Genomic DNA, 13132 nt, shown 5'->3' with positions numbered 1-13132 from the left:
ATAATAAGGTTCTTACTCTATAATAATAGAACAAAATGGATTCAATTTAAACATATAAGGGGTGATTTGTGATTTTTAAGAGCTCTCCTGCCATTTTTAAGGCAATTGAAAGTAAGGACATGAAGCAGTTTCGTCAGGAATTAAATAATCTTAGTGCTGAAAAGATTGTATTGCTCCAGTCAGGATTGGTGAGAGCCGGTACTGTTTCAAGGAATTATAACCTTCTTGAAGCGTGTTGTTTGACGGAAAATGAGAATGCCCTCATGGAGCTGAAAAAGCATGATTTAAATTGGTCGCCGATTCAATTAAAAAGAGCTGCTGAGTTAGCTGTGAATGCCAGGACTAAGAGTGGGAGATTAATGGAAGAGCTTCTTTCATTAAAACTTCCTGGTTATGATGCGCTTTTAGCGGCATGTAATGCGGGTAATAATGAACTTGTTCAGACCATTTTATTGAAAAATGAGAGTATAAGTAAAACAGAGGCAGGCCCCATCATGAGCGCCGCTTCTGGTGGTTTCCTTCCTGTTTTACAAACATTAAGTGATTCAGGTTTTAACCTACATTCTGGTGAGGACGAAGCTTTATGTCTTGCAATTCGCCATCGCCGCTATGAATGTATTGAGTATTTAATAGCGAGTGGGGCTAACGTCAGTACTCAAAAGAGCTTGCCCCTAAAAATAGCTATTTCTATAGGTGATATAGAGGTTGTAAAGAGGTTGTTGGATAAAGGGGCTGATCTGGAGCCCATTGCCGAAGAAGAGTATGTCTCCCAAGCGGAGCGCCACCATCATACTGAGTTAGCTCACTTTTTGCGCCAGAGAATGATAGCACTGAATATAGTTTTTCCTATTAATACCAAACAAAGCACTCATGTAAGCAGCGTGGATCGAACAGCCGCAGAATCCATCTTACGGCTTAAAAAGCATTATGGAGAGAGTCTTTCACTAGCTGATCGACAACAATATTTAATTGATTTGGCTGCCTGGGCTCAAAATTTGGATCCTTCTAAGGCTACATCTAAGGTTGCCCAAAGAGCGGTAGAGTTGATTGTAGATGGTACTCCTATAATTCATGAGGAAATAGGCGTTTCTTTGAAAGACGTTTTAGTTTTTTGTTGGATGGCCATTAATGACTCGTCTCAACGAAAAGGGAGCCTGGCTGATGCTCTTAATATGTTGCAAGAAGGGCTTTATGAATTACAGCGAGGATATAATTTATCTAATAAAGGAATCGATTTAGGGGGGGAGGATGAAGAGGTCTGTAAACCCGCAATGTTTACCAAGCTGATGGAGAAATTAGTTAGTCTTCATTCTGATGTTGAAATCGATTTTATTACCAAAGAAGTTGCCTCCTTAAAGTTAAATGCTGTTGTGAAAGAAATCGCTCTAGCCTGGTATAAAGCGAATCCTCTCTTAGTTAATAGTCTGTTCAATAAAAATTATACTGTCGAACCTATCTGGAATAAGATTCGTGAACAGGTGAAGAAGAAAATGTTTGAAGATTTTTCCTCTTTATTTTCATCCTACGATGATCCTGAGTTTAATGCCTTCATTGATGCAGGCATTGATGCCGATATAAATTGGAGTGCATCTACTGCTTCAGCCACACCTGCTGCAGCGCCTTCACGCAATATTTAGTCGCCACTTTGCGCGCCTTTTTGGTCTATTATTAATTATGTAAATTCCATGATGGGCGTGCAGACTCTAAAGACGATTGCATACAGTGGTTTGCCCCCGCAAGAAGGATGATAGCCATGACAAAAAAATCCATGAAGGCAGCAGTTGTCAAAGAATTTCAAAAACCCTTAATTATTGAAGAAGTTCCTATTCCTGAACCCCTGGCAGGGCAAATTCAAATCAAAATAGTTGCATCTGGGGTTTGTCACACGGATTTACATGCCGCGGAAGGAGATTGGCCAATAAAACCTAGTCTACCTTTTATACCTGGACATGAGGGAGTTGGCTTTGTTTCTGCCGTGGGCGCTGGTGTAACTAATGTTAAAGAAGGAGATCGGGTCGGAGTCCCCTGGCTTTACAGCAGCTGTGGATATTGTTCTTATTGTTTAGGTGGCTGGGAAACATTGTGTGAAAGCCAATTTAATACTGGGTATTCTGTCAATGGCAGTTTCGCTGAATACATTATTGCCAATCCTAATTTTGTAGGCCATATCCCTGAATCTGTTGACTCTATTGAAATTGCTCCGATTTTATGCGCAGGAGTAACCGTATATAAAGGTTTAAAAATGACCGAAACCAAACCAGGAAACTGGGTGGTTATTTCTGGTATAGGTGGACTTGGTCATATGGCGGTTCAATATGCTAAAGCGATGGGATTAAACGTAGTTGCAGTGGATATTGATGATAAAAAATTAGCATTAGCGACACAATTAGGGGCATCACTCACGGTAAATGCGCTTCAAACCGATCCAGTATCCTTCCTTAAAAAAGAAATTGGCGGAGCCCACGGAGTATTAGTTACTGCTGTATCTATAAAGGCATTTGAACAGGCACAAGGGATGCTTCGACGTGGAGGTACTGTTGTTCTTAATGGGTTACCGCCCGGTTTTTTCCCTGTATCCATTTTTGATATGGTCTTAGAAGGAATCACACTAAGAGGATCTATTGTGGGTACTCGTCTTGATTTACAGGAGTCGCTTGCTTTTGCGGCGGAAGGAAAAGTTAAAGCAACCGTCATGACTGAAAAATTAGAACAAATTAATTCAGTATTTGAACAACTAAAACAAGGAAAGATTAATGGGCGTATAGTGCTTGATATTGGCTCTTAAGACCACATATCAATCATTTCAGGTGAAGTAACCCAGGATTTGGTGCTTCGAACTTCTGGGTTGCCTCGTTATTACTAATTGACTTCAGATATTCCAAGGGTTTCCATTAATCAATAATTTTTGATTATCCAACGTAAAATCAACTATATAATTATCGCCATCTACTTTTAAAAAACCTTTGTTAGTTAAATCAGCAATTAATCGTTCGGCTTGCTTTTCTGCTTCTGCATCGAGGTTTGCAGCAGCAGGGGCAGGAAAGGTTGCTATTGGATTAGTTATTGATGCAGGTTGTTGCTGTCTTTTTTTAGCTAGATCACTCTTAAGTGAAGTAATCATTAAGGATTTAACTAAGCGAATAGGTGCTTTAAAATGCCCTTCGCCTCGGACTTTTTGCATTGCTTGAGACGAATCGTTAACTTCATTCTCAGGAAGCCATATTTTAAAGTTGCCTTTAATTTGGCCTTCAGGTAACGTTAGGTTCATCTCAGCGAGTTCCACAACCGGGCCTTTGGCAAGTAGTTTGGGTAGTTCTGCACCTATAGCCAGCATCGCAACATTCGGATCCACATTATTCTCAACCATATTGGCTTCTTGTTGATTTAGTTTGGCTATTACATTGGGATCTAAATTTTTAATACTGAGTTTAAAAATGCCAGGGCCATAATTTTGATTATCAACTAAGAGTTTTTCTAAAGATAATTTACAATTAATCTCCATTTTATTATCGTTTACATCGGAGTTAAATTGTAGATCGAGTCCTTGCAGTTTAAAGTTCTGAGCTTCAGTTGCATTAATTATTGCAGAAGCCAGGCCTAAATGAGATTGGCCAACCCATAACCATTCCTGATGACGCCATAATTGAATATCATGCTCTAATTGTCCAAAGTCAAAATTAACATTGCTGGCAGAGCCACTGAGTCCATATACGTTGAAATTAGCATTAATCGTGTCAAGATTTGATGAAACCCTGAGTACAGTTTTTAAACCCTCCCAATTGATTTGCACCCCTCCATCTACGGTTCCATCATTGCCTTTCAGAGTCACCGAAGGGAGGGAGTATTTAATTACGGTTTCCCTTAAATAATTGATTAAGGCCTTATAGTGTGTCTCTGGACGTGTTGCAACTTCGGCAATACCAAAACGGAAGCCATTATCTGTCCAAATGAATGGTCCATGTTTGATGCGGATAGGAAGGCTTATATCCAGATTAAGAGGCGTATCCATTTTTACAACGCCATTTTTATCTGTGATTTTTTGGGCAGGTATATGCATTTGTAAATCTAATTGAGCTTTAGATGAAAACCAGCCTTGTCGGTATTGCTCCAAATGCAGATTTATTACGGATGATTTAGGAAATGACTCTATATTCTGGGTTAACGTGGTTTTTGCCATACCGCCCATAACGTAATAAGCGACAAGAACAATTACAATGAGAGAGAACAACCCAATCCATTTTTTCATGATTATTTTTATAGTAGTCCTTATGGTCCTTAATTATGTAGCTTACAAAGTGTTGTTTGTAAAATGAATCAGATCGTTGTTGATGAGCAATCGTCACTGTTAATCTTTGCCTCACGGCATTCGGGGTGGACACTTAAATATTTTCACCAATCTTTTCAGCATCTGTTAACAGACTTATCCACAGATTTTGTGGATAATTTTTAAAGAATAATGGGGATACTGGTGTGCGAAATGCCATATGAACACAGGCTTAAAGATATGTTGGATTTCTTTCTTAAATAAAAAAATGGGATGGTATTTAGAAGTTATTCACAGGAATTGCGATGTATTAAAAGTATTGCCTCCGCATGATAACAAAAAAAAAAATGAAAAAACAGCTTGAAAAAATTCTTTTTTATACTACGCTTTTTGTTTAAAAAAAATCAGCAGACAACATAGCCCTATTAGCTCAGGGGCGGCATGGTTCGTTTAATTTTCTGGGTTATTATTTTTCTTGACCTTGTTTTATATTTTGATTAGTTTTAATGATGCATTAAATAAAAAACGCCTCAAAAAGGACTAGTAGGAATGGAGTTATTAGAGGAACAGTGCACAAATTCCAAGACATCAATAGGCGTTCTAATTATAGTAACTATTGGTGTTGGTATTGGCTCTGGTTTAATTGGGATGTCTCTAGCTTTGTTGCTCCATTACATACAACATGTTGCTTATGGTTATAGTCCTTTCCACATCATCAGCCCTGAAAGTTTTTTAGATGGAGTGAGTGCCTCTAGCTCAACGCGTAGGCTTTTCATTTTAGGGGCTTGTGGCTTATTCGCCGGAGGAGGTTGGTTAATTATCCAGCGCCTTGGTAAACCCTTAGTGAGTATTTCTCAATCCATCAAAACGGGCAAAATAATGCCCCCGTTAACTACGACATGTCATGCTCTATTGCAGATCATCACGATTGCATTAGGCTCCCCTTTAGGGCGAGAGGTTGCTCCGCGAGAGGCTTCAGCGGTGTTTGCTACTTGGTTTTCTCATAAAGTGGGTCTCTCTGTGGATGAAACGAACGTTATGCTTGCATGTGGCGCAGGCGCAGGTTTAGCGGCTGTCTATAATCTGCCTCTGGGCGGCGCAGTTTTTGTAATGGAAGTGCTTTTGTTTAATTTCCATTGGTCTATTTTGTTACCGGCATTTGCTACTTCTGCCATTGCTACGGTGGTGTCTTGGTGGGGATTGGGGCAAGAGGCGACGTATTATATTCCTGAGTTAACTTCGATTAGCGCCTCTCTAGCTATTTGGTCCATTGTTGTTGGCCCTATTTTAGGTTTTTTTGCTTTTTGGTTTATTGAGATTGCAAATAGGCAACGAGCTAAGGCATTTAGTGGCTGGCCCATGTTTTTTGCATGTTTGGCTAACTTCATCATGATTGGTTTTCTGGCTATTTATTTTCCTTCCTTATTAGGGAATGGGAAGAGTGCTGCACAGTTGGAGTTTAGCCAGTTATTATCAATAGGCATGAGTGCTTTGATCCTAATATTAAGAAGTTTTATTGTGTGGAGTAGCTTACGTTCGGGCGCATGGGGAGGACTTTTAACTCCTTCGCTGGCTAATGGTGCGTTATTGGGAGTGTGTTTAGGTGGGATTTGGAATTTCGTGTGGCCTGGTACCCCATTGGCGGCTTATGCGGTGATTGGAGCTGCTGCGTTTCTTGCGGCGGCTCAGAAAATGCCTCTAACGGCAACTATCATAATTTTTGAATTTACTCGGGTTGATTTTGTCTTTCTAGCCCCCGTGATGTTTGCAATTTGCGGAGCGATGGGGGTTGCGACTTTGGTGGAAAATAGGCTTGAAGGGGAGTATTAGCAAATGTTTATACTCCAATTAGTAGCTTTATGAATTACCGTGATAATTCGACCTATAGAGGTTCTCGTAAATGAGTTGTTGCAAACATCCCCAGGCTTTGTGTAGGATTGATTTTTACATCCACCCATCTGCGTCATGAACTATTTAAAATCCTATTTTCTTAACGGAACAACCCTAAGACAAGAAATTCTGGCTGGTATTACTACCTTTTTAACTATGGTTTACATTGTCTTTGTAAACCCAACGATTTTACATGATGCGGGTATGGATCAAGGTGCGGTGTTTACTGCAACTTGTTTGGTGACTGCATTTGCCTGTGCTTTAACAGGCATCATTGCTAACACGCCGATTGGCATAGCTCCAGGAATGGCCTTAAATATTTATTTTTCCTACAGTGTGGTGCAGGGGATGGGGATTGATTGGCAACATGCGCTGGCTATGGTATTTATTTCTGGGGTATTATTTTTTTTCGTGACCCTAACGGGGCTTCGACGTTTGTTAATTGAAGCCATCCCCTATAATTTGCAAATAGCAATTCTGATTGGCATTAGTTTGCTAATCGCATTGATTGCTCTTCAAGCTAATCACATTATTGTTGATGATGTCCATAATTTAATGCGCTTAGGTGATATTCGTAAGCCGGAAATTGGCTTGTTCTTTTTGGGTTTTCTAATCATTCTCGTGTTGGATTATTATCGTATTGCTGGGGCGATTATTATTGGTATACTCACTATTAGTATTTTAAGTTTGATATTGGGAATGACTCAATGGCAAGGTGTATTCGATGTGCCCCCTTCAATCGAACCTACCTTTTTAAAACTTAATTTTTCCGGAATGACGACAGCACTTGCTCTAAAAGCCATTTTTACTTTTTTCTTAATTGCTATTTTTGATGCCACTGGAACCTTAATTGGTTTACTCAATCCCACCATTTTTAAGCAAAAAGAGGATTACGCTCGTCGCATTAGTTATACCTTAACCGCCGATGCTGCTGCTTCCACCCTAGCTGGCCTTTTAGGTTCGGCGAGTACTTCACCCTATATCGAATCGGCCACAGGTATTGAAGCAGGGGGGCGTTCTGGATTAACGTCTATAGTTATTGCGCTGGGATTTATTCTTATGCTGTTTTTCTTTCCTTTGGCAAAGATGATTCCTGTTTATGCAGTAGGGCCGGCATTACTTTATGTGGCCTGTTGCATGATGAAACATTTAACGGATATGAAGTTAACTGATGTCAGCGAAACAGCCCCAAGCATGACCACAATTATGATGATTCCCTTTACCTCATCGATTGCTAATGGTATTGGGGGCGGAATTATTCTTTATAGCGTTTTGAAACTTTTAACCAGACAAAAATTGAATCCTTTGGTGATTATTTTGAGTTTGATTTTTGTGCTCTTTTTTTTAATTAGTTAGGTGGTATTACACGTAAAGAATAGAGGTTAAAAACCCGTAGGTTTTTGTGTGAAAATAAATTACACTGTGTCTTTTATTTTCTCTCTAGCGGGGCTGGCTGTGACCTTTGACGACAAAAATAACATTATTGAAGTTTGTATTTTTGAAAGCTTCTTAGCAAAATATTTTCTTGATCATCCAGAAATTTTTGATGCGCTTTTAGATAAAATGTATGACGCTTTAGATACTATGATCAAAGCTAATATAAATAATAGGCACTTTGAGCGAACCCTTTATCTCGTGTTCACTCAGGTAAAGCAAAGCCATCCCCAAGTTACTGATTTAAATGCAGTAAAAGAGTCAGGCTCAGTGCTTGTATGGAACGAGTTTTTAAAGTTTTTTTCAGAATATGCCATGACCATGGAGGGTTTGAATTATCCTCCGTTAAAACCAGTAAATCCTAAGGAGTCTCTTAACGCGTTGGCACATTATAGTTTATTTAGCAATGACCCGGCTCAGGCTCAGAAACGATTATTGGCGAAAATGCGCCCGGATTATTTGTTTTCCGATGATGATAGGGGATGTATCGAACTGGATGACTCTAAAGTAAAGCCCAGTTTTAATATAGGTATTATATCTGAAAATATGAATACAACGATTCCCGAAGAGCTGGTAAATTATTTAAAATTTGAAAATTACCCTTGTAAACAAGTTTATGCACCCAAAGAAGATAGTGAAATGGCCGATTGGCTTCGCGAACATTATTTACCTGTTATCAGTGGTGCTTCAGGTACTATTGGAAAGACCGTAAGCGCTTTAAATGCATTGTGCCTTTTTTCCTCTAAAGAATATAACCTCTTAGGATTATTAATTGCTTCGGCAACGGTTGCGTTAGGGCATCATTCCTTTTTTGAGGTATTGAGACCACTAAGTTTTATGACAGGTTTTATCGAGGAGCAAAGCAATCTATTAGACTTTTATGAGCAAGCAATTCCGAAAGAGGTTACAGCGCTGGAGTCTTATAAAGAACTTAGGAACAGTCCTTATGGTGGCTCGTTGATTAGGGAAATGAGTTTTGAAGAAACAGACGATGAGGACTCTGAGCTCCGTAATTCTTTGTAACGATGAGATGTAGCCTGTATTGTAGAACAGGCTACGCTTAATAAAAATCAATTGTAGTCGTCGTTACATCAACGGGGCTTCTATATGGATACCTTATTAGCGGCTCAACCACTGTGGCAGAGGCACGTTCCCTGCATATAATTTCAGAGCGAAGACAACATCCCTGAAGTGATAAAATCGTTAATGCTAAAATGATCCATTTCATTCTCAATCTCTATATTCAACAGCGTGTAGGGAAAACAACAAAAAGACATCTATATCAAGTATATATCATAAATCAAACAAGTAAGGGACGTGTTTGAATTGCAAACCGAAGCAATTAGTCTAGAGTTTTTATAATAAAGAACCAAGCAACAAGGAGAGTTGAAATGAAAACGTATAAAGCTGTGGAAATTACGACCCCTGGCCAGTTAAATATTGTTGAACGACCTGTTCGTGAGCCAGGTCCTGGCCAAGTTCGTTTGCGTGTGGAAGCAGCTGGGGTGTGTCACACTGATGTATTCGCCGTTGAAGGAGTTTGGCCTGGATTAAAATATCCATTAGTACCTGGTCATGAAATTGCTGGTCGGATTGATGCTCTTGGCGAAGGGGTAACTACTTGGAACGTAGGGCAACGTGTTGGGGTGGGTTGGTTTGGGGGAGAATGTGGCGAATGTGAACCTTGCCGACGCGGTGATTTTATCAATTGCATCAATTTGATTATTCCAGGTTTTACTCGCGATGGGGGATATGCTGAATTGGTTATTGTGGAAGCCCGCTCTTTAGCATCTATTCCGGAAGAACTCAGTGCGGAAGAGGCGGCGCCACTGCTTTGTGCGGGGGTTACTACTTACAATGCTTTGCGAAATGCTAAACTACGTTCGGGCGCAGTGGTTGCCATACAAGGCATTGGAGGTCTTGGTCACCTAGGGGTTCAATTTGCACGACGAATGGGATTTTATACGGTCGCTATTGCTCGTGGCAAAGAAAAGGAAAAGCTAGCATTGGAGTTAGGGGCTGATAAATATATTGATAGCAACAGTGAAGATCCTGCAGAAGGCTTATTAAAACTGGGTGGGGCTGATGGAATTTTAGCCACTGCTGCAAGTGGAAAATCGATGGGTGGTTTAATTGCTGGTCTAAAGGCACGTGGTAAATTAATAGTTGTGGGCGTTTCTAATGAGCCGATAGAGATCTCAATTCCACAGCTCATTTCCGGTACCAAAGATATTCACGGGGCCGCATCAGGCACCGCAATGGATATTGAGGATACGCTGAAATTTAGTTGCCATCAACATATCCATTCGATGAATGAAGTAGTCCCTTTTGAACAAGCTGAAGAAGCTTATAATAAAATGAAAAATAATGCCGCGCGCTTTAGGATGGTTTTAACGTTTAAATAATGTGGTTGAAAACCTGTAGGTTGGGTTCATGGCCTAACATTGAGTTCTTGGGGGCTCAATGCTTTGTTGGCGCATGAGCCCAACTTACAATCCTTAACTAAAGACAGTATCTACATTTAAATTGATGCCAGAGGTAGTTTATCATCTCAAATAATAAAAGTGCTAAAACCCCATACTGTCCATACTCGATGACCATGCGAATCAGGCCGTTAACATAAATATGATGGGTCATCAGATTTAAATTAAAGGTGTAATACATGCCAAAAGTAAATACCCGGGCCCATTGTGCTACATCATAAACAAAGAGCCCGCGCATAAAACCCGCAGCTTTAAACCGATAGACGCTTTTAAGCAATGCAATGCCTTCAACCAGAAATAAAAGGCTGGTTGCGATAAGCCACGTTCCTATAATTAGAGTATCGTTCAATGCAGCAGTGGTTGTTGCCGCTAATCCTGAAATGGATAAAGCACCATGCAGGATGCTATTGGTGCTACTCCAACTTAAAATGATGCGTCTGCAGCTCAAGCTAAATAGATAACGCGCGATGATAAAGAAACCTGGTAAATACAAGATATAGCCTAGCGGTATTAGGGTCTGATAGAGAAGTAGCGGAAGAGTTGAACACAATGAATAACATAACAAGGCTATCGCTTGCGTGCTTACCGTGGGTAATAAAATAATGCCAATATTTACTTGCTCTAGTTTAATAAACAGCCTTGCTAAATTAATGCAGGAGCAAGGCACATAAACCAACCAAATAAGAACAGCTATAAAGGCGCATCCCCAGGCAACAAAAGGAAAACAATGAATGGTTTGTAACAACAATACGGCAAGCAGGGATGAACCAGCAACCCAAGTACCCAAACCAAATTGATTTTTTTTAAGTTGAATGCTGCGCCTGAAATATCCATCTCGATATTGTTTAAGGTAACTCATAACTAAATACAAAAAGATAACCAGTAATTCTAGAATAATGAATTGCTTAATCGCATCTGGAATAAAAGGAATTCTTGGTAAGGCATCAAAGGAAAATATCCCTACAGCCATCACAATACTGCCATCAGCTGTTTGGGTTCGCGGATCTTTTTTATACGCACGATGAATGAGTCTTGAAATAAAAAACAAGATAAAAAAATACAGCAAAATATAGATGCATTCATTGGTCATTTTTCAATCTTCTGATAAAACCACTTGGGTATTGTATTGGGTGCGAATAAGACAAAAACTCCATAAAAAGTAATTTTTATAAAATAAATAAGAAATTTTTTAATTTAAATTTTATGTTAGATTTATTTCCCAATAAATACAGAGAATCTTAATGATATTCAACAGCTAAATGAATTAATTACCCTGGCTAAGAGACATAAACAAGCCATGGTAATCCGATTTTTTATAAATCAGATGATAGGTATTTTAGCTAAGTAAGCCTACTTGGGGCTAATTTGGCGCAATCATCTGCGATTGGGAGTCTCTATTATTTGAATGAGCAACATTTATATTTTTTTTAGAGGATTATAATCATAAATAGTATCACTAGGTTCTGAATCTACAGCAATATGGTTAAAAAAAGAGATTTCACTTGCCCTTGATTGTTGCTTAACCTCACGCATATAGTTAATAAAAACAGGAAGATTTTCTGCAATCCAAGGTTCTAGGTCTTCAAAGGTGTCTGGAGACATCACTTGGTCAGGGTCAAGTCCATTATCTAGCGTAAATTCCAACAACATATAAATGGCTACGCTATTTTCTGATGCAAGCGCAACATCTATTGCCGTTTCTTCATTATTATTTTTAGCTGTTAAGCTGGCTCCATGCTCTAATAATAGGTGAATTATGTGCTGATTCACTTCTGAACTGGGTAGTGCACAAGCATAGTGTAATGGACCATTTCCAGCATTCGAAGGTTGATTAATATTTGATTTTGGTAATAATGCCCAAACAATATCCACAAGCCCTAGGTAAGATGCTGCACATAAGGGAGTGATATCCCCACTATTTCCTTGGTCTACTAAAATATCTTCGCGCTCGACTAATTTTTGGACAATGTCATAATATCCATACTCACAAGCGATGTACAAGGGAGATTTTTTATTCTGGTCTCCAACTACTTGATTCACATCAATTAGTTTGTGTTCTAATAATGCTTGAACGACTAGAGTATATTTTTTTGCACAAGCAAATGATAAAGGTGTTTGTTTTTTTAAATTACTTTCGTTAACTGCGATCTCTGGGTGCTTTAATAATTCCTGAACAACCTCAAGATGTCCTTTTGCACAAGCAATTAATAAAGGAGTTTCTCCTCTTAGGGTTTTAGTATTAACTGAAACGGTAGGTTGCTTTAATAAATCTTTAATGACATCAAGATGATCATGCCGGCATGCTAAAAAAAGCAGCCCAGTGTCGAGATGGTCATGTATCTTAGCTTGTTTGAATGTAATTGGGTGTTGAGCATGCAAATCCTCAAGTGCGGATTGGAGTGTGGGATTTTCCTTATTTGTTAGTATTTCCATATTTATGACAACATGCGGATACTTTTCGGGCACAAATGACGTAAAAATGCTGTCGGCAAGTTCTTCAATCGTCAGGTTGTGAAAATAGGAGTTATTCTCCAAACCCAAGACATTGATATCTACACAAAGCCAAGTTCTATTTTTTTTATGGTATTTGAGGCAAATGGAATGATTAACATTTCTTACTATCATAGGGAGAGAAGTATTTGTATCGTCAAATACATTTGCTAAATTATTTAAATAATTTTTTAGGTTTTGTTTATCAAAAGCATAAGGCTTATTTAAAAGATGGGTGAGTTTAGTGTCTTTAAGTTTTTTTGAACTTATAAATGGATAAATCTTGTTAATATCTTCCTGTGAGATGATGTCATCAAATAAATCAATGTGTTGAGTAGGTACTAAATATAATTCTATCCCATCAAAAAAGGCAAGCACCTCAAGTAATTTTTCGCTTTTTTCATCAAGAGGTTGGTCTTTGCTGGATTGGACTTTCTTTTTTGCTTCTTCGATATCTTTTTTTAAATTATTAAAAAGAGGCTTATAAGCGGCGATAAAATCAAGCCGCTCCCAAAAACTTTGTTCATCTTGAGCAAGAATTGCTTGCACCATCATCAGTGTAAAACCGTGG

Annotated in this window: 9 protein-coding genes; 6 read left to right on the top strand and 3 right to left on the bottom strand. The window is 38.9% G+C overall.

The genetic code is table 11. The features are described 5' to 3' along the window. The first annotated feature begins 68 nt into the window (after nucleotides 1–68). Nucleotides 69–1637 (top strand): ankyrin repeat domain-containing protein, encoded by a 1569-nt coding sequence (locus E1P08_RS04635; RefSeq protein WP_133135818.1) that lies wholly within the window; start codon nucleotides 69–71, stop codon nucleotides 1635–1637. A 116-nt stretch (nucleotides 1638–1753) separates the two neighbouring features. Further along, nucleotides 1754–2785, top strand: coding sequence for an alcohol dehydrogenase AdhP (gene adhP / locus E1P08_RS04630; RefSeq protein ID WP_133135817.1), 1032 nt, complete (start codon nucleotides 1754–1756; stop codon nucleotides 2783–2785). Nucleotides 2786–2869: 84 nt separating this feature from the next. Here adhP and E1P08_RS04625 read toward each other — a convergent pair whose 3' ends face one another. Beyond that, nucleotides 2870–4246, bottom strand: coding sequence for a YdgA family protein (locus E1P08_RS04625; protein ID WP_133135816.1), 1377 nt, complete (start codon nucleotides 4244–4246; stop codon nucleotides 2870–2872). A gap of 567 nt (nucleotides 4247–4813) precedes the next feature. Between E1P08_RS04625 and E1P08_RS04620 the strand changes: the two genes are divergently transcribed. The 4 genes from E1P08_RS04620 (at nucleotide 4814) to E1P08_RS04605 (ending at nucleotide 9993) form a co-directional block, all read left to right on the top strand. Next, the gene (locus E1P08_RS04620; RefSeq protein WP_133135815.1) at nucleotides 4814–6094 is read left to right on the top strand and encodes a chloride channel protein; all 1281 of its coding nucleotides are present in this window, start codon (nucleotides 4814–4816) and stop codon (nucleotides 6092–6094) included. A 135-nt stretch (nucleotides 6095–6229) separates the two neighbouring features. Then, nucleotides 6230–7510 (top strand): NCS2 family permease, encoded by a 1281-nt coding sequence (locus E1P08_RS04615; protein WP_133135814.1) that lies wholly within the window; start codon nucleotides 6230–6232, stop codon nucleotides 7508–7510. Between the two features lie 48 nt (nucleotides 7511–7558). Continuing rightward, nucleotides 7559–8611: a hypothetical protein gene (locus E1P08_RS04610; protein ID WP_133135813.1), complete on the top strand. Its 1053-nt coding sequence runs from the start codon at nucleotides 7559–7561 to the stop codon at nucleotides 8609–8611. A 368-nt stretch (nucleotides 8612–8979) separates the two neighbouring features. Then, a complete protein-coding gene (locus E1P08_RS04605) occupies nucleotides 8980–9993 on the top strand; it encodes an alcohol dehydrogenase (RefSeq protein ID WP_133135812.1) in 1014 nt (337 codons plus the stop codon). Nucleotides 9994–10090: 97 nt separating this feature from the next. Here the strand turns inward: E1P08_RS04605 and E1P08_RS04600 are convergent, their stop codons facing one another. Both E1P08_RS04600 and E1P08_RS04595 read right to left on the bottom strand, forming a co-directional pair. Next, the gene (locus E1P08_RS04600) at nucleotides 10091–11161 is read right to left on the bottom strand and encodes a TDT family transporter (protein WP_133135811.1); all 1071 of its coding nucleotides are present in this window, start codon (nucleotides 11159–11161) and stop codon (nucleotides 10091–10093) included. A gap of 326 nt (nucleotides 11162–11487) precedes the next feature. After that, the gene (locus tag E1P08_RS04595; protein WP_165485081.1) at nucleotides 11488–13116 is read right to left on the bottom strand and encodes an ankyrin repeat domain-containing protein; all 1629 of its coding nucleotides are present in this window, start codon (nucleotides 13114–13116) and stop codon (nucleotides 11488–11490) included. Nucleotides 13117–13132: the final 16 nt, after the last annotated feature.

The sequence above is a fragment of the Legionella rowbothamii genome, assembly GCF_900639985.1.
GTDB classification, from domain to species: Bacteria; Pseudomonadota; Gammaproteobacteria; order Legionellales; family Legionellaceae; genus Legionella; species Legionella rowbothamii.
The sequence above is the reverse complement of the archived record's forward strand: the minus strand, read 5'-3'. Positions and strand labels throughout refer to the sequence as shown.